This is a genomic window from Cobetia sp. 29-18-1, assembly GCF_029846405.1.
Taxonomy (GTDB): domain Bacteria; phylum Pseudomonadota; class Gammaproteobacteria; order Pseudomonadales; family Halomonadaceae; genus Cobetia; species Cobetia amphilecti.
Genome location: NZ_JARWKS010000003.1, coordinates 93,255 through 115,491, shown reverse-complemented (window position 1 = coordinate 115,491; position 22,237 = coordinate 93,255). Strand labels below are relative to the sequence as shown.

The window sequence follows — 22,237 nt, the reverse complement described above, 5'->3', positions numbered from 1 at the left end:
ATGTTGAAAGCACGCTGACGGAAATGCTCAAGCGCCATATGTCCGTGTTGATACCTTGCTCATGAACGGCAATCCAACGAAAAAACCGGGCCTCGATGAGGCCCGGCGCTCCTGATAAAGCAGACTGCTCTGGCTGGCTCAACCGACGATGGCGTTGAGCAGCAACAGGGTAATGATGGAAATGGCCCAAGCCAACGTCGTCGGCAGGGTCAGAACCAGCATCTGATGCTTGGTGCTCTTGACGCCAAGCATGCGATTGACGACCCAGAAATAGCTGTCATTGAAGTAGCTGAAGAACATCGCGCCGATACAGGCGGCCTGGGCGGCCAGCACCATGTTGACGTCCGGCATGCCCATCAGGATAGGTGCGGAGATCGAGGCCGCGGTAATCATCGACACCGTGCCACTCCCCTGGATGAAGCGCACCAGGGTGGCGATGATGAACGGAACCAACAGCGGCTGAAGCCCCAGCGCCGCCACCTGCATAGCGATGTAATCGCCGCCGCCACTGGCACGCAGTACCGAGCCCAGCGCACCACCGGCACCGGTGACCAGCAGGATGATACCCGCCGTCTCGACACCCTTCTCCAGATGATCGAACACTTCCTGCTTGGGGGTCTTCGGCATCAGACCATAGATGGCGACCAGTACCCCGATGCCCACGGCGATCACCGGGTTGCCGACGAAGGCGATGGTGCTGGTAAACGCGTTGCTGGTATCGCCCATCACGGCACTGACCAGCGTATTGAGGAAGATCAGCGCGATGGGCAGGCCGATCGGCATGCAGGACATCAGCAGGGAAGGCAGCTCCGATTCAGGCATCATGCTGTCGGTGTCATGCTTGACGCTTCCTTCGAAACCACCCGGTTGGGCTTCCAGCATCGCCTCGATGCGCGGGCCCATCAGGCGGGCATAGATCACCAGTGCAATCAGTGCCGGTGCGGTAATCACCAGGCCCCAGCCGATCATCAGACCGATGTCGACACCGAAGATACCCGCCACGCCCAGCGGGCCCGGGGTCGGTGGCACGCTCGAGTGGGTGATGATCAAGCCAGCTGCCAGCGCGATGCCCAGACCGATCACCGAACGTCCGCTGTTGCGCGCCAGTGAACGTACCAGCGGATTGAGGATGACGTAGGCCGAATCACAGAAGATCGGGATGGAGACGATGTAGCCCGTCAGCGCCATCGCGGCCTCTTCCTTGTTCTTGCCCAGCAGATTGAGGATGGCGTAGGCCATGCGCTGCCCGGCACCGGTCACCTCCAGGATACGCCCCATCATCACGCCGAAGCCGATCACGAGACCGATGGTAGAAAGCGTCTTGCCAAAGCCGGTGGTGATGGCACTGATCACCTCATTGGGCGGCATGCCACCGATCAACCCCGCCAGCGAGGCGGCGATGATCAAGGCCAGCAAGGCATGCACGCGGGTTTTCAATACCAGATAGATCATGACGAAGATGGCGATGCCCAGGCCGATGATGACCTGTGGCCCCGCGACGGCGGCGTCTGTCATGGGGTGCGACTCCTGTAGTTTGTTATTGTGTGGCGCAAGGTATGCGGTGTCGGCGCTGCCGTCTGGCATGACGCCGATCGTTGTTATTGACGAGCTGATGTGACGAGCAGGTCTGGCAAAGGTGTCTGGCGAGCTCGTCCTGGATGAGATGGCCAGACGCTGGCTAGGCGATGGCGCTCTCGTCGCGATACGCATTGAGAATCTCGTGCAGGTCGGCATCGCCGACGAAGCCCAGCGAACGCGCCTTGCGGGTGTCAAAGCGCGCCGGCCAGCTGCCGACGATGGCGGTGATACGCGGGTCAGGCTCATGCTTGACGAGTGCCAGCGCCTGCTCGCCGGCGATATCCTTGAGCGCCGCGAGCATTGACGCGACGCTGACGGTGATGCCCGGCAGCATGAAGCAGCGAGAGAGGCCGAAGTCCGCGCTCGCCACCTCCGCGCCCTTGAGCAGGGCCGCGACCACCCGACGGGGCGACATTACGAACATCTCGAGCTCGCTCGGTACCGGGCAGATTGCGGCTTCGCCATTGAGCGGTTCGCGCAGGATGGAGGAGGCGAAGCTCGAGGCTGCCGCATTGGGACGTCCGGGGCGCACGATGATGGTGGGCAGACGCAGCACGCAGCCATCCACCAGCCCGCGACGGCTGTAGTCATTGATCAGCAGTTCCGACATCGCCTTCTGGGTGCCGTAGGAGTTCTGCGGCACCAGCGCGGTCATGTCGCTCAGCGTCTCGGGAAGATCGCCTCCGTAGGCGGCGACCGAACTGGCCATCACCAGCCGGGTGTCGCGCAATCCACGCGCCGCGCAGCCTTCCAGCAGCAGGCGAGTTGCGTCGAAGTTGACGCGCATGCCGAGCGCCAGGTCCGCCTCGGCCGCCGAGCTGACCACGGCTGCCAGGTGATAGATCACCTGCGGCTCGCCCGCCAGGCAGCGATCAAGCACCTCGGCATCGGCGATATCGCCTGCCACGATCTCGATATCCAGCGAGGTGGCCGGTTCGACTGCCAGACATGACGCCGCCTCGGGACGTGGCGCCTCGATCTGATCCAGCAGGGTCAAGCGTGACAATGGCTGCCCCTTCAGGCTGCCCGTGTCGATCAAGGCCTCGGTCAGGCGCTGACCGAGAAATCCGGCGGCGCCGGTAATCATGACGTGCATCGTGTGGACTCCTTGCTCGCCGCCTGGCATGACGGCTCATGACGTGTTGTCGTTATTGGCGTTTCTGCTGTCTTGAGTCGTGATCAGGCGGTGACGGACTGGCCGTCGTTGAGCCCGAAGGCGCGACCCCAGCCGAGGCCTGCGCGCGTCTCACCCCGCGGACGGTATTCACAGCCGATCCAGCCGTTGTAGCCAAGGCTCTCCAGCCGGTCGAACAGCGCCGGATAATGCACTTCCCCAACATCCGGCTCGTGACGGTCCGGCACGCCGGCGATCTGCACATGGCCCATATGCGCGAACTGCGCTTCCAGATTGCGGATCAGATCGCCCTCGACGATCTGGCAGTGATAGAGATCGAACTGCACCTTGAGGTTGGCGGCGCCGACCTGAGCGAGAATCTCGCGTGCCTGCGCCTGGCCGCTCAGATAGAAGCCGGGCATGTCGCGCGGGTTGATCGGTTCGATCAACAGTGTCTTGCCGACCTTCTCAAGCTCGGCGGCGGCGTAACGCAAGTTGCTGATATAGGTCTCGGTGCAACGCGCGCGCATGGCGTCATCCGCGCCCTGCGGCACCAGGCCCGCCATGGCATGCACGCGCGGACAATCAAGCGCCTGGGCATAGCGGATCGCCTCTGCCACCGAGGCCCGAAACTCCTCCTCGCGCCCCGGCAGACAGGTCAAGCCACGCTCACCGGCCTCCCAGTCGCCCGGCGGCAGATTGAACAGCACCTGCGACAGCTGGTGCTCATCGAGCCTTGCGCGCAATTCTTCCGGGGAATAGGCATAGGGGAAGAGATATTCGACCCCGCGAAAACCGCTTTCGGCCGCAGCCGCGAAGCGATCGAGAAAGTCATGCTCGGTGAACAGCATGCTGAGATTGGCGGCCAATCGGGTCATGTCAGATCCTTGGATTTCACAGACGAAGACGTCATCACTCAGGGGCGCCCGAACTTGGCTTCGAGTTCCGCCACCTGTTCCGGGGTCATCCCACGTGGGTTCTTGCCCTGCAGCAGCAGGAACAGCTTGGCGGTTTCCTCAAGCTCTTCCGTGGCATAGACCGCCGCCTCCAGCGTCTTTCCAGCCACCACCGGGCCATGATTGGCCAGCAACACGGCGCAGTGCTTGCCGGCCAGGCCACGCACGGCATCGCCCAGCGCGGGGTCGCCCGGCATGTAGTAAGGCACCAGCGGCAGCTTGCCGACCCGCATCACGTAATAGGCCGTCAGCGGAGGAATGCACTCGCAGGGATTCACGTCCGGCAGGCAGGACACCGCCACCGAGTGGGTCGAATGCAGGTGGACGATGGCACCCGATTGCGGGCGCTCGTCATACATGGCGCGATGCAGGAAGTGCTCCTTGGTCGGCGCGTCGCCATCGATCAATACGCCCTGGGCGTCGAGGCGCGAGATGCGCGCCGGGTCCAGGCGCCCCAGGCAGGCATTGGTCGGCGTCATCAACCAGCCCCCATCGTCCAGCCGCTGGCTGATGTTGCCGCTGGACCCCATGGTCAGGCCGCGGTCGAACAGTGACTTGCCGTAGGTGGCGATCTGCTCACGCAACACGTTGATATCGTGCTGTGACTGACTCATGCGTTCTCCTCGCGAGGATTCATGGCATCCAGCACGTCGAATGCCCGGGTAAAGAAGTCTTCCCCCCCGAAGTTGCCGGACTTGAGTGTCAGCGAGAGCATCGCCTCCGGCTGCGAGGGGCCGGCGGCCGGGTGCGGTGCCTGTGTCCAGGGCACGCCGGGGTCGATCTGACCGCCGATACGCAGCTCACGGATGTCGAGTGCCGAGACCACCGCGCCGGAGGTTTCTCCCCCCGCCACCAGCAGACGCCCGACGCCTTCCGCGACCAGGGTGCTGGCCAGACTGGCTAGGGCGCACTCGATGAGCTCACCGGCCTGCTTGACGCCCAGTGACGCCTGCGCCGCCTTGACGCTTTCCGGCTCGGCCGAGGCGTAGATCAGAAATGGCTTGGGGTCCGTCGCCGCCAGTTGCTCACGGGCGAAGCCCAGCGCCGCCTCGAAGTGGGCATCGCTCGCGTTGAGCTTGACAGGGTCCAGCGCGAAGGCAGCATGCTGCTGCGTGAAGTGCGCCACCTGCTTGAGCGTCATGCGAGAACAACTGCCGGACAGCACCATCGCGGCGCCCTGCGCCGGGGTCAGCACCGCCGCATCATTGATCGGCTCAAGCCAGCCCTTGCGACGGTACTGGGCAGGCAAGGCCTGCGCGAGGCCAGAGCCACCGGTGACCAGTGCGTGATCCACCAGCGACTCGGCCAGTACCTCGAGATCCTGCTCATCGAGGCTGTCACAGACCACATGACGCACGTCTTGATGGGCAAGCTCGTCCAGACGCTGACGGGCCTCCTGCGCGCCGCGGCGTAGAGTGGCGTGATCGAGCAGCCCCACGCCATGCGGCGTCTGGCGTGACAGCACGCGCACGATATCTGCATCGGTCATAGGGTTAAGGGGATGATGCTGCATGCCGCTGTCATTGAGCAGGCGGTCGCCGACGAACAGATGGCCCTGATAGACACTGCGCCCGTTGATGGGGAACGCCGGCACGAAGGCCGTCTGCGTGGCGGACAAGGCCTCCAGCAAGGCATCGGCGACCGGCCCGATGTTGCCCTCGGGCGTGGAATCGAACGTCGAGCAGTACTTGAAGAACAGCTGGCGCGCGCCCTGGGCTTTCAGCCATTCAAGCGCCGCGAGGGATTCGCTGATCGCCTGATCCACCGGGCAGCTGCGCGACTTGAGCGCGACCACCACGGCGTCGACCTCAGTCAGATCCAACCCGTTCGCCGCCCCTTCCTGCAGCGCAACCTGGGGCACCCCGATCACCTGCACGGTGCGCATGCCGGCACGTACCAGGTTGTTGGCAAGATCCGTCGCGCCGGTGAAGTCATCGGCGATTCCACCCAGTACGATCGGCATCACTGCGCTCCTTCATCATTCGCGGCCGGCAGGCTGAAACTGCCGAGACGCTGATAGACCTTGATGACGGCCGAGTCGTCCTCGCGCCCGAAACCTGCGCCACTGGCGGCGGTGAACTGTTGCAGGGCACTGCCGGCCACCGGCATGGCGAGCTTCAGCTCGCGCCCGGTGCTGTGCACGATGTTCAGGTCCTTGACGAAGATGTCGACGGCCGACAGCGGCGTGTAATCGCCCTTGAGGATGTGCGGCACGCGATTCTCGAACATCCAGGAATTGCCCGCGGAATGGGTGATGACGTCATAGAGGGTGTCGGGGTCGATCCCCATGCTCATGCCCAACGCCATGGCTTCTGCCGCCGCCGCGATGTGCACGCCGGCGAGATGCTGGTTGACCAGCTTGACGCTCGAGCCTGGCCCGGCGTAGTCACCCAGCCGATAGACATTGGCTGCCATCGCCCCCAGCACGCGTTCCGCCTTGACGTAAGCCGCTTCACTGCCGGAGGACATCACGGACAGCTCACCACTGCGTGCCTTGACGGCGCCGCCGCTGATCGGGGCGTCGAGCAGCTCCAGCTGCATGCCGTTCAGGCGGGTTTCGAGATCACGCGCGAAGCTCGGCGCCACGGTGGCGCACTGGATCACCAGGCTACCCGGCGCGAGTCGCTCGGCTAGACCGCCCTCTCCCTGCGCCCCGAACAGCACCTGCTCGACCTGATCGGCATTCACCACGACCAGCACCACCACCTGACACTCGGCCGCCAGTTCCAGCGGCGAGGCAACGGCGCGGCCTCCCGCCGCTTCGAAGGCCTGACAGGCGGCGGGCGATATATCACAGCCGATCACGTCCAGGCCTGCTTCCAGCATGGCGCGCGCACTGCCCATTCCCATCGCGCCGAGGCCGACAAGGCCGATCACCGGTGAAGTCGTTGCTGCTGTCATCTCGCATCTCCCGCGGAAGCTGTTCAAGTGCTGATCAAGGCGGCCTCATGCGGCACACCGACCAACACTTCGCTGAATGTTAGCGCTACCATGTTAGCGCTAACATCATTAATAGATTAGGCTCCAAGCCACGACAAGCGGCAAATGAGAAAACGCGACATATGTCTAATCCACCATCATCTCCCCGCCGCAACCGCAAGGGTGCCATGCAGCCGACCCTCAATGACGTGGCCCGGGAAGCCGGGGTCTCCTCGATCACCGTCTCGCGCTACTTCAATAGCCCCGACAGCGTGCGCGAAGCGACACGCGTCAAGGTCGAAGCGGCCATCGAGAAGGTCGGCTACGTGCGCAACATGATTGCCGGCAGCCTGGCCTCGGCTTCCAGTCGCGTGATTCCGGTGATCGTGCCCTCGTTGTCCAACGTGGTATTCATCGACGTGATCAAGGGCCTGCAGGACGAATTCGAGGCACACGGCTATCAGCTGCTGCTGGGCAAGACGGATTACGATCTGGCTCGGGAAACCCAGCTGATCCGTACCTTTCTGGGCTGGTCGGCCGCGGGCCTGGTGGTGACAGGGCTGCGCCATGACGATGCGACGCACCAGATACTGGAGAACTGGAATCAGCCGATCGTTGAGATCATGGAGCTGGGGGAAGGGTTGGATCTGAACGTGGGGATGGATCATGTCGCCGCTGGGCGCGCCATGACCGAGCACCTGCTGGCACGCGGATATCGCACGATCCACTTCGCCGGTGCCGAGCTCGATCGCGACTATCGCGCGGCGATGCGCTATGCCGGGCACCGTGAGGCGCTGGCGGCGGCCGGCATCGAGGACGCCCCCCTGCTCGACCTGCCCGTGCGTCAACAGATGACCAGCGGTGCTCAGGCGCTTGAGCGTATCAAAGCGACATTCCCTGACTGCGACGCCATCCACTTCGCCAACGATGACATGGCCTGTGGCGCCATTCTCGCCGCCGCGCGGCTTGGCGTGCGTATCCCGGACGACATCGCCATCGCCGGCTTCAATGGCCTGCCGATCGGGGAGCATGTCACGCCGCGCCTCACCACCATCGTCTCACCGCGGGAGCAGATCGGCCGCATGGCAGCGCGCAAGCTGCTGGCGCGCATCAATGGTGAACCCGTCGGGGAACTGAGCCACGACCTGGGGTTCACGCTGCGGGTCGGTGGCAGTACCTGAGGCCACGAAGCCCCCTCTGGCGAAGCCCGATTGGCTCACGATCGAGGCTTCTCACCGATGCATTCGCCTCCGTCAGGGCGGGTTGGCGCCCGGTCTGGGCAAAGTTGACGTAAAACGCAAAGTATTCGGCGTCTTCTGATCATCTCGCTGCCCTCAACTTCACGACACTGTGTTCAACAAAGGCGCAGAGGCAATGCGACCGGGACGTGCAGGTCGACGTCTGGTGACATGGCCGCTGCGACTTACCGCAGACAAGTGTTCTGACACGTGAGGCCCGACGATGAATCGCAAGACTATCCTGACATGCGCCATCACTGGCGCGGGTGATACCGCCAGCAAGAACCCGAATGTCCCGGTGACGCCGAAGCAGATCGCCGATGACTGCATCGCGGCCGCCAAGGCCGGTGCCAGCGTGGCCCACATTCACGTTCGTGATCCGGAGACCGGCGGCATCAGCCACTCCACCGAGCACTTCCGTGAAGTCATGGACCGTGTGCGTTCCGCCGACACCGACATCGTCATGAACATCACCGCCGGTGGTGGCGGCGACTGGATTCCGGACGTCAACGACCCGACTCGTGGTGGCCCGGGCACCGACATCCAGACCCCGGCCGAGCGTCACGCGCCGATCCAGGAACTGCTGCCGGAACTGTGCACCCTGGACTGCGGCAGCCTGAACTTCGGCGACATGGTCTACATCAATACCGCCGACTGGCTGCGCGAGCACGCTCGTCTGGTGCAGGCCGCTGGCGTCAAGCCGGAGCTCGAGTGCTTCGATCTGGGCCACGTCTGGTTCGCCCGTCAGCTGCAGCAGGAAGGCCTGCTCGACGACGACCTGCTGTTCCAGCTGTGCCTGGGCATTCCGTGGGGCGCGGAAGCCGACACCGAAACCATGCTGACCATGAAGAACAAGCTGCCGACCAACTCTAACTGGGCCGCCTTCGGCATCGGCCGCATGCAGATGCCGATGGTCGCACAGGCCGTGCTGCTGGGCGGTCACGCTCGCGTCGGTCTCGAAGACAACCTCTATCTGTCCAAGGGCGTGAAGGCGACCAATGCCCAGCTGGTCGAGAAGTCCTCCGGCATCATCGAGAACCTGGGTTCCAGCGTGATGACCCCGGCCGAGACGCGTGAATTCCTCAAGCTGCGTGATCCGTCCACCGGCAAGACCGCTGGCGATATCGCTGCACTCGAAACCGCTGGAGGTGTCGCATGAGCCAGTTGTCTGTCGTAGGAACCGGTGTCATCGGCAATGGCTGGATCTCACGCGCACTGGCCAATGGCTGGGATGTGGTCGCCTTTGACCCGGCGCCGGACGCCGAAGCCCGCACCCGCGCCTTCGTCGCGAATGCCTGGCATGCGCTTGAGAAGGATGGCCTGGCAGAAGGTGCCTCCGTCGATCGTCTGCGCTTCGCCGCGACCCTCGAGGAAGCCGTGGTCGGCGCCGATCTGATCCAGGAAAACGTGCCGGAGCGTCTGCCACTCAAGCAGGAAATCCTCAGCGCCATAGACGCGGCGGCCGAAGAACACGTCGTGATCGGCTCTTCCACCTCCGGCTTCAAGCCGACCGATCTGCAACAGGACTGCAAGAAGGCGCCGGGCCGCGTCATCGTCGCTCACCCCTTCAATCCGGTCTATCTGCTGCCGCTGGTCGAGCTGGTCGGTGGCGAGCACACCTCACCGGCACTGCTGGAAGGCGCCCGTGACGACTACCAGCAGCTGGCGATGCGTCCGCTGATCGTGCGTCGCGAGATCGAAGGTCACATCGCTGACCGCCTGATGGAAGCGCTGTGGCGTGAAGCCCTGCACCTGGTCAACGACGGCGTCGCCACCACCGAAGAGATCGACGCTGCCGTCGTCTATGGCTGTGGCCTGCGCTGGTCGCTGATGGGCACCTTCCTGACCTTCCACCTCGCAGGCGGCGAGCCGGGCATGCGTCACATGCTCGAGCAGTTCGGCCCGGCCCTGAAACTGCCGTGGACCAAACTCGAAGCGCCGGAGCTGACCGACGAGCTGATCGACAAGGTCGTGGAAGGCTGCGAATACCAGGCTGCGGGCCGCCCGGTCGCCGAGCTGGACCGTCGTCGCGATGAGTTCCTGGTCGAGCTCTTGAGCCTGACGCGCAAGTACTGGCCGGAAGCCGAAGGTCTCGAGGGGCGTATCTGATGGACCTGCTCGAGATCACGGTACCGCATGAGTGGGTCGACTATAACGGCCACATGAATGATGCCGAGTACGCGCGTGCCTTCTCGATGGCGGTCGAAGCCTTGATGGAGCACGTGGGGCTGGATGCCGAGGGGCGTCGCGAACACGACCTGACCATCTACACCCTGGAGACGCACCTGTGCTATCTGGCGGAAGCGCATGAAGGTCAGACGCTCAAGGTCAAGGTGCTGCTGCTGGACCATGACGCCAAGCGCCAGCATGTGCTGTTCATCCTGACGGATGCCGACGGCGGCGAGATCGCCACCAGCGAGCAGATGTTGATGGCGATGAGCATCAGTGGCGGTCGCCCGACGCCCTGCCCGGAATCGGTAGCGGAGCGCATTGCCGCCCTGCCCCAGCCGGCAGGCGATGATGACTGGCCCAAGGCGGCCGGTCGCCGTATCGCCATCCGCCGCAAGACGGCCTGAAACGTCTGACAATCGATGTCCGCTTCGGATAACAAGTCGCTGATTTAGCGTCGAAACCCGCACCCTGCCAGTCTTCTGGCGGGGTGTTATTGTCTTGGGACACCCGCCGAGAGCCGATTCATGACAATGACGCCTTCCCCCATCACCTGTCGCGCCTTCATCGATGCCTTCGCACGCGGCATGGATGAAATGGTAGAGATGCCGCTGGCAGATGCCCGCTGGCGCTACGAAAAACTGTGCCAGCAACTCGGTGCGCCGCTCGCCGAGGGCGTCACGACCCACGAGGATCACGTCGAGATCGCCGGCCGCGCGACGCCGCTGCGCCTGCGCCACTTCATCCCGGAGGTGGCACGCAAGGCGGACGGCCAACTGCCGGCACCGGTGGTGTTTCTGCACGGCGGGGCCTGGCAGATAGGCTCGCCGGAGAGCCATCAGGGCATCGCCTCCAGTCTGGCCGCCCAGCTGGGGCGTGAGGTGGTCAGTGTCGATTATCGCCTGCTGCCGGAAGCCAACTATCAGGACGCATTGGCAGATTGCCTGGCGACCATCGAGCACCTCTCCGCCACTGTCGAACCAGTGGCTATCGTCGGTGACAGCGCCGGCGCACGACTGGCGATGGATGTGGCGCGTCGACTCGATACCGAGATGCCCAACATCGGCCTGCAGGGTACCCGCATGCAAAGCCTCGGTACCCACGGTGCGGAAATGGAGACGGCCCACCATCAGGAGCACCCAGCCCCCAAGAAGCCCACAAGCTATGTGCTGGGGCTGATCTACCCGCCGATGGACCCGGTCTTCGTGCTGGCCAAGGAAAATGAGTTCGCGCTTGGCTCGGATGCACCACTACTCGGCCGCGATGAAGTGGTCAGCATGTGGCTAACCGTCGCCGAGGGTGATAGCTCCAACAGCTACTCCCCCTCACCGGCCCACTCCCAGCAGCCACCTGCCCGCCAGATCGAAATACTGGCCGCCGAGCATGACCCACTGACCCAACCGCTGGAAGCAGCGGTGGATGTCTGGCGCTGGCGTGGTGCCGATGTCGGTTATCGCAGCGCACGCGGCATGGTGCATGCAGCACTACATGCGCATCACGAACTACCCGAGATGGAGCACGCCTGGCGGGCCTTCTGTGAAGCCCTCGACCGGCGCTTGTGCGCCCTGGGCTAGCGCAGCCCCTCACGCACGAAAACGCCCAGCCACGATAGTCGTGACTGGGCGTTTTCGTAGCTCGTGACAGATATAGCTAAGAACAGAAAGGCTCGGTGACCACTGTTCGAGCGTCAAACCATCGGCCAAGTCTTCAAACTCGCCGGTGACATAAAGCGCAGCTCGATGGCGACCGGGCACTGACTGATTCGCTGATGCCACTCTTGCTCCAGCCGCTCCCACGTCATGTCCTGAGATGAATCGTCCGTCAGCACGACCACGACGATCAGTCTGAAATTGGCCTCCAGGGTGCGGTCCGCCAGCAGCGCTTCGTAGAGCAGACTTTGCAGCACCGTCTGCGCTCTGGCGTAGTGCTTGAGCACCTTCACTTCAATGAACGTGAAGGGGGCACTTTCTCCCTCGAGCAACGCATCGAAGCAGGCATCAGTCTCGCCGACACGCACATGCCGCGTCATCGCGCCGCTCGCACCACCGCCCGTAGGGGAGGATTCCTGCATCTGACGCAGCACCGCATCCTTCAGCTGGGTCATCTGCTGGCGATGATGATCCAGATGCTCGGCACGCGATAACGGCGCCTTCTCATCGGCGCCGTCCTGCGGGCTCAACAGCTGCGCGACATCGGCATCGTCGACGGCCTGCCCGCTATCCTCAGCGGCGGCTGACTCCTGAGCCTCGGCGTCCGCTCCGCCCTGCTGCCAATCACTCTCCCCCAGCGACTCCTGCACCTCGCGAGTCAGACGCTGCTCCTGCTCGGCTGGCGACAGCGTGCGCATGAAGGAGCGGTCCTTGTCGTAATCCCCCGGCGCATACAACTTGCCGTGATGATGGGTCACGAGTCGATAGAACACCGCCAGCACCAGCAGCGGAAACACCACGATGAAACCGATCAACGGCCAACGCTCCGCCACCGTCAGCGTCTCGGCCGCCGAATTCAGCAACAGACTCGCGAAGCCATAGATCAACGAGATGAACAACGCGATGATCCCCAGCGGGTTTCGCGCCAACTGCCTGGCATATTTCATGAACTGCATACGCGCTCCATTCCTTGGGGCTTACTGAGGGCATCTTCATGTAATGGAGGCGAGCAGCCTGATAATGCAAGAGGCCCGCCTCACCACTGCATCACGATTAACGTCAGCGTCATCACGACGATGGCGACCAGCCAGGCCTCAGCGCGTCTGGCGCGGGGAATGCCCGAAGTGGTTGCGGTAGGCACGCGAGAAGCTGGAGCTGGAGGTAAAGCCGCTCGACAGCCCGACCGAGAGAATATCGAGGTCGGTTTCCTTGAGCAGATGCCGCGCCCGCTCCAGGCGCAGCCGCAGGTACCAGGCCCGCGGCGAGGTCGACAGCTCCTGCTCGAACAGGCGCTGCAACTGGCGCAGCGAGACGCGACAGCGCTTCGCCAGCTCCTCCAGCGACAAGGGGGTATCCAGGTTCTGCTCCATCAGGGCGACCGCATCCACCAGCTGGCGCTTGTGGGTGCCCAGGCGGCGCGCCAACGTCATGCGCTGCTGGTCCGTCCGCGTGCGCATGCGGTCGTGTACCAGCTGCTCCGAGACATCCACCGCCAGCGCCGTGCCGTGCCGGCGGGCAATCACATCCAGCGCCATGTCCATCGCGGCTGCCCCACCGGCACAGGAAAAGCGCCGCGCGCCCAGCTCGAACAGCTCATCCGAGGTACTGATGGTCGGGAATCGCTCACGAAACGCCGGCAGGCTTTCCCAGTGCAGCGTGACACGCTCACCGTCCAGCAGTCCTGCCGCCGCCAGCAGGAAACAGCCGGTATCCAGGCCGCCCAGCACACAGCCTCCGCCATCGAGACGATGCAGCCAACCGGTCAAGGCGCGATTGAGGTGCGCCTCGGGCTCGAAACCGCTGCATACCGCCAGCGAAGGCAGGGAGCGAATATCGAGAATGCTGTGGTCGGCGACCAGCGTCATGCCACTGGAAGACGTGACCGGCTGGCCATCCTCACTGATGAGCAACCAGCGAAACAGCGGCTTGCCACTGATGCGATTGGCGATTCGCAGAGGCTCCACGGCCGCGAAGAACGCCATCATCGAGAAGCGTGGCAGCAAGAGAAACCCGATGGTTTCCGGTAGCGGGCCGATGTAATCGAGTCGCATCGTGCAGTGGCTCCAGAGAGTAAGAAGGTGAATCCGCCCTGCCCGTCGGCTGAGCGCAAGCAGCGTCAATGACGTCGTGAGGGCAAGCGCCTGAGGTGCAGGCTCCGCTCACGACCCTGCACCGCCGGAATGTTATCCCAAAAGCGCCCAGCAGACGGCCAGCATTGTCGCTTTCAGGCAATCAAGAGTCGCATAACGTCAAGAATATCATTGCATGTTTTCTGCCTCTCGGACAGCCACAACGCCCCAGCGCGATAGCCCTTGCCAATGAGTCTGCGTGACCGAATGGGCTCGCTGGCAAACGCGCTCTTGCGACACAGCCAATTTACCAGAAGCTGTAGCCATCAAAATCAATTCCATACATAATATATTGTAATGCTTTGAGGGAGTTAGCGTCTTCTTGCGCCTCTCGACAAGCATTCACGTCTTCATCTCGTTGCCTTATCGACAACAATTTTTCGCGACAGATGAACGGTCATTCCGCCGTGACCGCGACAGGGAACGCTGGCCCTACGACCAGCTCGAACAGGAGATATTGCGTGACCCCACCTCAGCCTGATCCCGCCTCACCTGACATTGCCAGTACCAAAAACGCCACCGCTAAAGACACCACCTCCAACAACGCCACTTCTGATGGCAGCGCCGCGGCAGTCGTCGGCTCTCAGCGCTACCATTCGCCGGACCTGAGCCTGCGCGTCGAGACCTCCGGCCCGCTCAAGGGCATGCACAAGGGCATGACCCTGACCTCCGCCGGCCTGCTGCTGCTTTTCGTTCTCGCCACCGGTCTGGCTCCCGAGCTGTCCTCCAGCCTGTTTGGCGCCGCGCGCGCCTGGATCGAATCCACTTTCGGCACCTATTACCTGGTGACCATCGTCGGCCTGATCGGCCTGTGCATTGCCCTCGTCTTCTCCCCTTGGGGCAAGCTGCGCCTGGGCGCGCCGGATAGCCGCCCTGAATTCTCGCGCTTCACCTGGATCTCGATGCTGCTCTCGGCAGGCGTCGGGATCGGCATCCTGTTCTTCGGCGTCGCCGAACCGATGTTCTACTTCGACAACTCCGGCGGCTTCGGGTATCCCAACAATCCGCACGCTGACCTCGCCGGCCATATGGCGATGGATCACGCCCGCGCCGTCGACGCTCTCAAGCTGGCCTTCTTCCACTGGGGTCTGCACGGCTGGGCGGTCTATGTCATCGTCGGCATGACGCTGGCCTACTTCGCCTATCGCCGCAATCTGCCGCTGGCACTGCGCTCCGCGCTCTATCCCCTGATCGGTGACCGCATCTACGGCCCCATCGGCCATGCCGTCGACATCATGGGAGTACTGGGCTGCGTGTTCGGTATCGCTACCTCACTGGGGCTGGGTGTCAGTCAGATCGCCGTCGGCCTCAACCGCCTGACCGGTATCGACTCGGGTATCGGCACCCAAGTCGTGCTGATCGCGATCATCAGCGTCATTTCCATCGCCTCGGCGGTCTCCGGCGTCAAGCGCGGCATCCGCATCATTTCCGAGCTGAATGTCGGCGTGTCCGTCATCGTGGTCGGCAGCTTCTTGATCGGTGGCCCGACCCTATGGCTGATCAGCATGTTCGGCGAGACGGTCGTCTCCTACGTACGTGACGTCATCCCCATGGGGCTGTGGGTCGCGAGCACGCCGGTCGAGCGCGACTGGCAGGATGCCTGGACCATCTTCTACTGGGCATGGTGGCTGGCATGGGCGCCGTTCATCGGTCTGTTCATCGCGCGTATCTCCAAGGGCCGCACCCTGCGTGAGTTCATCCTCGGCGTGCTGATTGCCCCGCCGCTGATCATCTTCATCTGGCAGACCCTGTTCGGCGGCACCGCGCTGCATCAGGAGCTGAACGCGGCCATGGGCCCGGGCACTGGCCAGTTGATGGGCATGATTCGCGACTGGAATCTGCCAGAGGCGCTGTTCGCTACCGCCGATGCGCTGGTGAGCAATGACATTCTTAGTACCGTGCTTACATCGCTGCTGATCTTCCTACTGATCAGCTGGTTCGTGACCAGCTCGGACTCCAGCACCCTGGTCATCACCACCATCCTGTCGATGGGCGATGAAGATCCGCTGCCGCGTCACCGCATCTTCTGGGGTGTCTGCATCGGCTCCGTCGCGGCGGTGCTGCTGATGGCAGGCGGGCTCAAGGCGCTGCAGACGGTCCTGATGGCTGCTGCCCTGCCGGTCAGCTTCGTGATCCTCGCCATGACGCTTGGCCTGCTGGTCGCGCTGGTCGATGAATCGCGCAGCATGATCAAGTCGCGTCGTCAGCCGAAGACCGGCCCGCAAGCCACGCCGCGAGCGGTCAGCCAGACCAACGCGGGCTAGGCCCTCTGCCAGTGGTTTCGGAATGTAAGGTTTCATAATGCAAGCGTAGAGAAGGCAACATGGCGCTCTCAGCAAAAGCGCCACGGCTCTCTCGGCAATTGCACCGAGATCACAGGCTCACTGACCCGCATTTATTAGAATGTGTGTGACCACAGCATAAGAATCGCGTGACCATAGCGTCACAATCGTGTCACCCACGCGTCATCAATGCCCGCTCAGGCCAACACCTGAGCGGGCATCGTCATTTCTGGCGTCTTTTGCATGCTCTTCACGTCGTGTTGTGGCAAGCAGGCGTCGCTTACCTCCAACGTCCACGCACCGCGCCTGACTAGTCTGGAAGGGCGCAACCCTCAGCCTGACAACCGGTTGCGTTGCTGACAGGACACTGACAGCAAAAGTGCCTAGCCAGGTACGCATGACACTCTTGGCGCTCTCGAGATTGGCCATCCCCGGCATTGGCCTGAACGAGAATCCCACCCCCACTTTAGCCACCGGCCTTGCCCGTATCGATTCCGCTCTCAAGGCCTCAAGGCACTCAGGCTGCAGCAGGAGCGACGCTCAAACAGCAATTAGAACGACAGCTCACACAACAACTACAACAATTCAGGAGTCTTCTCATGGCAGCGACAGACCATGATCCGCTCGGTGATTCCGCACCACACCCTTCGCAGAACAATGCCCTCACGGCACATATCCAGGTGGAAACCAGCGGCCCGCTCAAGGGCATGCACAAGGGCATGACCCTGACATCGGCCGGCCTGTTGCTGGCGTTCGTCGTCGGGGCCGGCCTCTCTCCCGATGGGGCGGCCGCCATCTTCGGTGCCGCGCGCAGCTGGATCGAACATACCTTCGGCACCTACTACCTGGTACTGGTGGTCGCGATGATCGCCCTGTCGCTGGTACTGGTGTGCTCGCCGTGGGGCAGCCTGCGCCTCGGTCCCAAGGACAGCGCCCCGGATTTCTCACGCTTCACCTGGATCTCGATGTTGCTCTCGGCAGGTGTCGGCATCGGCGTGCTGTTCTTCGGTGTCGCCGAGCCGATGTTCTATTTCGACAATTCCGGTGGCTTCGGCTACCCGAACAACCCGCATGCGGATCTGGCCGGCGCGACCGCCATGGATCACGCCCGCGCCGTCGAGGCGCTCAAGGTGGCCTTCTTCCACTGGGGGCTGCATGGTTGGGCGATCTACGGCATGGTCGGCATGACACTGGCCTACTTCGCCTATCGCAAGAAACTGCCGCTGGCGCTGCGTTCCGCGCTCTATCCGCTGATCGGTGATCGCATCTACGGCCCGATCGGCCATGCCGTCGACATCATGGGCGTGCTGGGCTGCGTGTTCGGCATCGCCACCTCACTGGGCCTGGGCGTCAGCCAGATCGCGGTGGGCCTCAATCGCCTTACCGGCCTGGATGCCGGCATCGGCACCCAGCTGGCGCTGATCGTCGCGATCAGTGCAATCTCGATCGCCTCGGCGGTATCCGGCATCAAGCGCGGGATTCGCTTCATCTCCGAGCTGAACATCGGCGTGTCGGTTCTCGTGGTCGGCAGCTTCCTGATCGGCGGCCCGACGCTGTGGCTGATCTCGCTGTTCGGCGAAACGCTACTGGCCTATCTCCGCGATGTGGTGCCGATGGGGCTGTGGGTCGCCGAGACCGCGGGAGAAAACAGCTGGCAGGTCGGCTGGACCATCTTCTACTGGGCCTGGTGGCTGGCGTGGGCCCCGTTCATCGGGCTGTTCATCGCCCGCATCTCCAAGGGCCGCACCCTGCGGGAATTCATTCTGGGCGTGCTGATCGCCCCGCCGCTGATCATCTTCATCTGGCAGGCACTGTTCGGTGGCACCGGCCTGTATCAGGAGCTGACGGCTAGCATGGGGGTCGGCAGCGGCGAGCTGATGACGCTGGTGCGCAACTGGAATCTGCCCGAAGCGCTGTTCGCCACCGCCGATGCCCTGGCGGGCAATAGCGTGCTGAGCGTCATCCTGTCGTCTCTGCTGATCTTCCTGTTGATCAGCTGGTTCGTGACCAGCTCGGATTCCAGCACCCTGGTGGTCACGACCATCCTGTCGCTGGGCGATGAAGAACCGCTGGCGCGCCACCGCATCTTCTGGGGCATCTGCATCGGACTGGTGGCCGGTACGTTGCTGATGGCGGGCGGGCTCAAGGCGCTGCAGACCATCCTGATGGCTGCCGCCCTGCCGATGAGCTTCGTGATCGTGGCGATGACGCTAGGCCTTCTGGTAGCGCTGTGCCAGGAATCCGGCATCGCCCTCATGAAACTCGGCAAGCCGAAGCCGGGCAGAGGCCAGGCCTGAGCTCGAGGCTGAGAGTAAGCCTGAACTTGTGTCAGTCCCCACATGAAGCCTCACTGGCATGACATGTTCTGCCAGACCGGTCCTGCCAACCCCCACTCGCCGAGCCATCCCGTCACAGGGGCGGCTCGGCGAGTCGCGTTGGGCAACACATCAAGCTCATGCCTGCCGATATCGCGCTGGAGTGGGCCGTCATGTCGCAACAAGCCAATTAGTTGTCGTGCATATCCAAAACTGCTTACCCAGTACGGATAGTCTTATGAGGTCCTTGCCATTCACAGGAGCTCAGCATCGGCCTCTTCAACGCGTCACCTCATCCCCGTATCACGTTGCCTGCCACGACAATAACAACATCAGGACTCGCACAATGACCCACCACTCGCCCTCTGCACCGCCTGCTTCTGAACAGTCCGTCTCTAGACAGTCCAATCATGAACAACAGAACGCGCACTCCGCTGACGACATCTGCGGGCTAGGAAACTCGACCTGTGGCAAGGAGCAATACCTGACCTCGATCGCGACCGTCTGCGTGATCGCGCTACTGATCGGTGCCGCCGCCCTGTTTCCCGAAGGATTTCTGGCCAGTCTCGACCTGATCAAGGGCTCGGTGATCGGCAACTTCGGCTTCCTGTTCACCTGGCCGGCCTTTGCCGTCTCGCTGCTGCTGGTTGCGGTCTGCTTTACCCCGCTGGGCAAGCTGCGCTTCGGCGAAGGCGACCCTGAATTCCATACCCTGAGCTGGATGGGCATGCTGTTCGCCACCGGCATGGGCATCGGCCTACTCACCTGGGGCGTGCTGGAACCCAAATATCACACCGATGCCGGCCTGAGCACCGACATGGCGCTGCTCAACGCCTTCAATCACTGGGGCTTGCTCGCCTGGGCCGGTTATCTGGCCATCGGCGCGCTCTTCGCCCACGCCATGTACAACATGAAGATGGCCAAGCCTGCCGAAGAACTGCTGGGCAACGGCCTGTGGAGCAAGCTGAACCTGATCAGCCTCGTCGTCTCCACCGTCATCGGCCTGTCACTGTCCTTCACCTACGCGACCACCCCGATCCAGCAGGGGCTGGTCAAGCTGGTCGGCATCGAATTCAGCCCGACCCTGATCATTTGCGTGCTGGCCGTGTGCGCCATCATCTCCTCCGCCTCGGGCCTCAAGCGCGGCATCAAGTGGCTGAGCAACTACAACACCCTGTTCGCGATCATCCTGATGCTCGGCGTGCTGGTGCTGACCGTGCCCGGCGATATCCTCTCCACCTTCGTGCGCCTGGTGCCGGAATACCTGCTCAAGTACCCCGCGATGGCCACCGATATCGGCCTGGGCGATCCGGAGCGCAAGACATGGCTGGCAGACTGGCTGTATGCCTTCGAGGCGGCCTGGTATGGCTGGTTCATCTTCACCGGCGTCTTCATCGCCCGCATTTCCAAGGGCCGCACCCTGCGTGGCATGGTGCTGGGCGTGATGCTGGTGCCGACCCTGTTCTCATGCCTGTGGTTCGTGGTCTTCGGGCTCGGCAGTCTGAGCCTGGGCGTCGATGACGTGTTCAAGCTGATCGACACCATCGACAGCAGCGGCCTGCTGTCCCTGATCCTCACGCTCAACATCCTGCTGTTCTTCATCACCAGCGCCGACTCCGCGGGCCTGGTGTGCGAGATGCTGACCGTCAAACGCTCACGCGCCTTCTGGATCGTCTCCATGGCGGCCCTGGCTGTCGTGGTCAGCTGGCTGGGCGGCGATGTCTACAAGACCCTGCTGAGCCTGATCTCGGTCGCCGCCATCCCGGTCGCCTTCGGTATCTTCGCGCTGGTAATCGCCTTCGTGATCCGCGTACGCCGTGATCGCGCCACCCGTGCCGCCCCGGCACCGGCGCCACTCACCCAGCGCTGAACGCCATGGTGTGAGATGCGTCGCAGCGCGTACTGATGCGATGCATGACAACGCAATCTGTCCAACGCAATCTATCCAAAACACCGGCCCTGCCCTCAAATGAGGTGTAGGGCCGTGTCACGTCTGATGAACACCTTTTTTCGCTACCTACCAGGAACGACACGTCTTGCGCCTTCGCCGCATTGACAGTCCATCAGCACACACTGATAGGCTGAAATGACTGGCAGAACGCTGGATTTTCAGCGCTTCATGCTGGCAAGACATCAAACATCCACAAGCCGTGCTGGCGTTTGTATTGCTGACAAGGCCATGCAGACATCGCCATTGCGCTCAGGCATGTACCGAGTGCCATCCGATGCAAGGTGAAGCAAGTGCCTTGCCATGCGGAAGATCGTCTTGCCCAGCGCCTGCCTAAAGTCGTCACCCAACAATCACAATGACGTAGACAGGTAATGACATGTCCCCGACTTCCCAGCAGGATCATGGGCAGCAGAACGCTGCTCACCCGCCCAATGACGCTTCACACGCAGCGCCTGACTCCCCTTCGCTGACATTCCGCTTCGGTGCCTGGGGCGCCGCCATCCCGTTGATCTTCTTTGTCGTCTGGGCAATCACGACCAGCGTGATGGGGCTGTCCTCTGAAATCGGCCTGGTCATGGGGGCACTGTTCGGGCTGACCCTCGGCCTGTTCTTCTGCACCAGTCGCTGGGAGGACTATGCCAACGGCCTGTTCGATGGGCTGACGCAGCCCATCGGGGTGGTCGCCATCGTCGCCTGGTTCTATGCCGGGATGTTCGCTCAGGTTCTGCAAGTCGGGGGACTGGTCGAAGGGCTTGTCTGGCTGGGCGGCATCTCGGACATGACCGGCGGCTGGTTCGTCGGGCTCACCTTCCTGCTCGCAGCCGTGTTCTCGACCGCTGTCGGGACTGGTTACGGCACCACGGTCGCCTTCTGCACGCTGATGTATCCGGCCGGCATCGCGGTGGGCGGTGACCCCACCCTGCTGTTTGCCGCGATACTGTCCGGTGCCATCTTCGGCGATAACCTGGCCCCGGTGTCAGACACCACCATCGTCTCCGCCACGACCCAGGGCGCGGATGTCCCCGGCGTGGTGAAAAGCCGCTTCAAGTACTCGATTGCGGCAGCCTTGCCGGCGCTGGCGCTGTTCGTGATCTTCGGCGGCAGCGAGCAAAGCGGCATCACCGACCCCGCGGCGGTTCAATCGATGCAGGAGGCCGCCGATCCAGCGGGGCTGATCATGCTGGCGCCCTTTGCACTGGTGCTGATACTGGCACTGCGTGGACAGCACCTGCTGACCTCTCTGACCTGGGGCATCCTGCTCGCCATTCCTGTCATGCTGATCGCCGGCACCGGCAGCCTGTCACAGATCATCGCCTTCGATGCCGAGGCCGATGGCGTCATGACTGGTGCATTGGTTCGCGGCGTCGAAGGTTACGTCAACATGGGCATCCTGATCCTGCTGATCGTCGGTGCCGCCCACCTGATGACCCTCGGCGGCACCATGGAGCATGTCACGCGCCTGCTGATGCGCTGGATCAAGCAATCGATGCGCCGCGCCGAAGTGGCCATCTGGGGCATCGTGGCGCTGCTCAACAGCGCCATCACCATCAATACCGCCGCCGAGATCGCGGCCGCGCCCTTCGTGCGTGCGCTGGGCACCCGCTACCGCATCCATCGCTATCGCCGCGCCAACATGCTGGACGCCGTGACCTCTGCGCTGGGCTACATCTTCCCTTGGGGGGCACCAGTACTGCTGGGCTGGTCGACGATCCAGTCCATGCAGGGCACCTATGATTGGCTGCCCTCCGTCTCGCCGACCGCCGTCTTCCCGTTCGTCTTCCAGGGCTGGTTCCTCGTGGTCATCATGCTGCTGGCCGCCGTCACCAGCTGGGGGCTGACCTTTGAAGACGAGGATGGCAACGAACTCAAGGAGCGTCCGGCCAGCTGAGCGCACTATCCGCACCACGCCGCTGACAGACCCCGACTACGCTGAAAGC

At 63.1% G+C, this 22,237-nt stretch carries 17 protein-coding genes; 9 read left to right on the top strand and 8 right to left on the bottom strand.

Going from position 1 to position 22,237, the window contains the following annotated elements:
• Positions 1–138: 138 nt before the first annotated feature.
• From QD208_RS03495 to ltnD, 6 genes are all read right to left on the bottom strand, one after another.
• A complete protein-coding gene (locus tag QD208_RS03495) occupies positions 139–1,515 on the bottom strand; it encodes a gluconate:H+ symporter (RefSeq protein WP_279835649.1) in 1,377 nt (458 codons plus the stop codon).
• A 163-nt stretch (positions 1,516–1,678) separates the two neighbouring features.
• Positions 1,679–2,674: a D-erythronate dehydrogenase gene (denD, locus tag QD208_RS03490; protein ID WP_279835647.1), complete on the bottom strand. Its 996-nt coding sequence runs from the start codon at positions 2,672–2,674 to the stop codon at positions 1,679–1,681.
• Positions 2,675–2,757: 83 nt separating this feature from the next.
• A complete protein-coding gene (otnI, locus tag QD208_RS03485; RefSeq protein ID WP_279835645.1) occupies positions 2,758–3,570 on the bottom strand; it encodes a 2-oxo-tetronate isomerase in 813 nt (270 codons plus the stop codon).
• Between the two features lie 38 nt (positions 3,571–3,608).
• On the bottom strand, positions 3,609–4,262 hold the full coding sequence (gene otnC / locus QD208_RS03480) for a 3-oxo-tetronate 4-phosphate decarboxylase (RefSeq protein ID WP_043336237.1): 654 nt from the start codon (positions 4,260–4,262) through the stop codon (positions 3,609–3,611).
• Entirely contained in the window at positions 4,259–5,611 is a 1,353-nt protein-coding gene (gene otnK / locus QD208_RS03475) for a 3-oxo-tetronate kinase (RefSeq protein WP_279835643.1), read from the bottom strand. Before otnK ends, otnC begins: the two co-directional genes overlap by 4 nt.
• Positions 5,611–6,549, bottom strand: a complete 939-nt coding sequence (ltnD, locus tag QD208_RS03470) for an L-threonate dehydrogenase (RefSeq protein WP_279835642.1) — start codon at positions 6,547–6,549, stop codon at positions 5,611–5,613. The genes otnK and ltnD overlap by 1 nt, the downstream gene beginning before the upstream one ends.
• Positions 6,550–6,710: 161 nt before the next feature.
• Between ltnD and QD208_RS03465 the strand changes: the two genes are divergently transcribed.
• The 5 genes from QD208_RS03465 (at position 6,711) to QD208_RS03445 (ending at position 11,548) form a co-directional block, all read left to right on the top strand.
• Positions 6,711–7,748 (top strand): LacI family DNA-binding transcriptional regulator, encoded by a 1,038-nt coding sequence (locus tag QD208_RS03465; RefSeq protein WP_279835640.1) that lies wholly within the window; start codon positions 6,711–6,713, stop codon positions 7,746–7,748.
• A gap of 280 nt (positions 7,749–8,028) precedes the next feature.
• A complete protein-coding gene (locus tag QD208_RS03460) occupies positions 8,029–8,964 on the top strand; it encodes a 3-keto-5-aminohexanoate cleavage protein (protein ID WP_279835638.1) in 936 nt (311 codons plus the stop codon).
• Complete coding sequence (locus QD208_RS03455) at positions 8,961–9,914, top strand: L-carnitine dehydrogenase (RefSeq protein WP_054557175.1); 954 nt, start codon at positions 8,961–8,963, stop codon at positions 9,912–9,914. Before QD208_RS03460 ends, QD208_RS03455 begins: the two co-directional genes overlap by 4 nt.
• Entirely contained in the window at positions 9,914–10,381 is a 468-nt protein-coding gene (locus QD208_RS03450; RefSeq protein WP_279835637.1) for a thioesterase family protein, read from the top strand. The genes QD208_RS03455 and QD208_RS03450 overlap by 1 nt, the downstream gene beginning before the upstream one ends.
• Positions 10,382–10,501: 120 nt before the next feature.
• Complete coding sequence (locus QD208_RS03445; protein WP_279835635.1) at positions 10,502–11,548, top strand: alpha/beta hydrolase; 1,047 nt, start codon at positions 10,502–10,504, stop codon at positions 11,546–11,548.
• 113 nt (positions 11,549–11,661) lie between these two features.
• Here the strand turns inward: QD208_RS03445 and QD208_RS03440 are convergent, their stop codons facing one another.
• Both QD208_RS03440 and QD208_RS03435 read right to left on the bottom strand, forming a co-directional pair.
• Positions 11,662–12,579, bottom strand: a complete 918-nt coding sequence (locus QD208_RS03440; RefSeq protein WP_279835634.1) for a hypothetical protein — start codon at positions 12,577–12,579, stop codon at positions 11,662–11,664.
• A 138-nt stretch (positions 12,580–12,717) separates the two neighbouring features.
• Positions 12,718–13,674, bottom strand: a complete 957-nt coding sequence (locus tag QD208_RS03435; protein ID WP_054557162.1) for a GlxA family transcriptional regulator — start codon at positions 13,672–13,674, stop codon at positions 12,718–12,720.
• 539 nt (positions 13,675–14,213) lie between these two features.
• Between QD208_RS03435 and QD208_RS03430 the strand changes: the two genes are divergently transcribed.
• The 4 genes from QD208_RS03430 (at position 14,214) to QD208_RS03415 (ending at position 22,188) form a co-directional block, all read left to right on the top strand.
• The gene (locus QD208_RS03430; protein WP_234368156.1) at positions 14,214–16,016 is read left to right on the top strand and encodes a BCCT family transporter; all 1,803 of its coding nucleotides are present in this window, start codon (positions 14,214–14,216) and stop codon (positions 16,014–16,016) included.
• A 617-nt stretch (positions 16,017–16,633) separates the two neighbouring features.
• Positions 16,634–18,331 carry a BCCT family transporter gene (locus tag QD208_RS03425; protein ID WP_279835633.1) on the top strand — a complete coding sequence of 566 codons (1,698 nt, stop codon included), beginning with the start codon at positions 16,634–16,636 and terminating at the stop codon, positions 18,329–18,331.
• Between the two features lie 364 nt (positions 18,332–18,695).
• Complete coding sequence (locus QD208_RS03420) at positions 18,696–20,219, top strand: BCCT family transporter (RefSeq protein ID WP_279835632.1); 1,524 nt, start codon at positions 18,696–18,698, stop codon at positions 20,217–20,219.
• Between the two features lie 457 nt (positions 20,220–20,676).
• Entirely contained in the window at positions 20,677–22,188 is a 1,512-nt protein-coding gene (locus tag QD208_RS03415; protein ID WP_279835631.1) for a Na+/H+ antiporter NhaC family protein, read from the top strand.
• The last annotated feature ends 49 nt before the right edge of the window (positions 22,189–22,237 follow it).

Bases quoted from the DNA above. Each gene is read 5' to 3' on its own strand.
- QD208_RS03440 (WP_279835634.1), bottom strand. From the start codon at position 12,579: ATGCAGTTCATGAAATATGCCAGGCAGTTGGCGCGAAACCCGCTGGGG.
- QD208_RS03460 (WP_279835638.1), top strand. From the start codon at position 8,029: ATGAATCGCAAGACTATCCTGACATGCGCCATCACTGGCGCGGGTGAT.
- QD208_RS03420 (WP_279835632.1), top strand. From the start codon at position 18,696: ATGACCCACCACTCGCCCTCTGCACCGCCTGCTTCTGAACAGTCCGTC.
- QD208_RS03415 (WP_279835631.1), top strand. From the start codon at position 20,677: ATGTCCCCGACTTCCCAGCAGGATCATGGGCAGCAGAACGCTGCTCAC.
- QD208_RS03455 (WP_054557175.1), top strand. From the start codon at position 8,961: ATGAGCCAGTTGTCTGTCGTAGGAACCGGTGTCATCGGCAATGGCTGG.
- ltnD (WP_279835642.1), bottom strand. From the start codon at position 6,549: ATGACAGCAGCAACGACTTCACCGGTGATCGGCCTTGTCGGCCTCGGC.
- otnK (WP_279835643.1), bottom strand. From the start codon at position 5,611: ATGCCGATCGTACTGGGTGGAATCGCCGATGACTTCACCGGCGCGACG.
- otnI (WP_279835645.1), bottom strand. From the start codon at position 3,570: ATGACCCGATTGGCCGCCAATCTCAGCATGCTGTTCACCGAGCATGAC.
- denD (WP_279835647.1), bottom strand. From the start codon at position 2,674: ATGCACGTCATGATTACCGGCGCCGCCGGATTTCTCGGTCAGCGCCTG.
- QD208_RS03465 (WP_279835640.1), top strand. From the start codon at position 6,711: ATGTCTAATCCACCATCATCTCCCCGCCGCAACCGCAAGGGTGCCATG.
- QD208_RS03435 (WP_054557162.1), bottom strand. From the start codon at position 13,674: ATGCGACTCGATTACATCGGCCCGCTACCGGAAACCATCGGGTTTCTC.
- QD208_RS03425 (WP_279835633.1), top strand. From the start codon at position 16,634: ATGGCAGCGACAGACCATGATCCGCTCGGTGATTCCGCACCACACCCT.
- QD208_RS03450 (WP_279835637.1), top strand. From the start codon at position 9,914: ATGGACCTGCTCGAGATCACGGTACCGCATGAGTGGGTCGACTATAAC.
- QD208_RS03495 (WP_279835649.1), bottom strand. From the start codon at position 1,515: ATGACAGACGCCGCCGTCGCGGGGCCACAGGTCATCATCGGCCTGGGC.
- otnC (WP_043336237.1), bottom strand. From the start codon at position 4,262: ATGAGTCAGTCACAGCACGATATCAACGTGTTGCGTGAGCAGATCGCC.
- QD208_RS03445 (WP_279835635.1), top strand. From the start codon at position 10,502: ATGACAATGACGCCTTCCCCCATCACCTGTCGCGCCTTCATCGATGCC.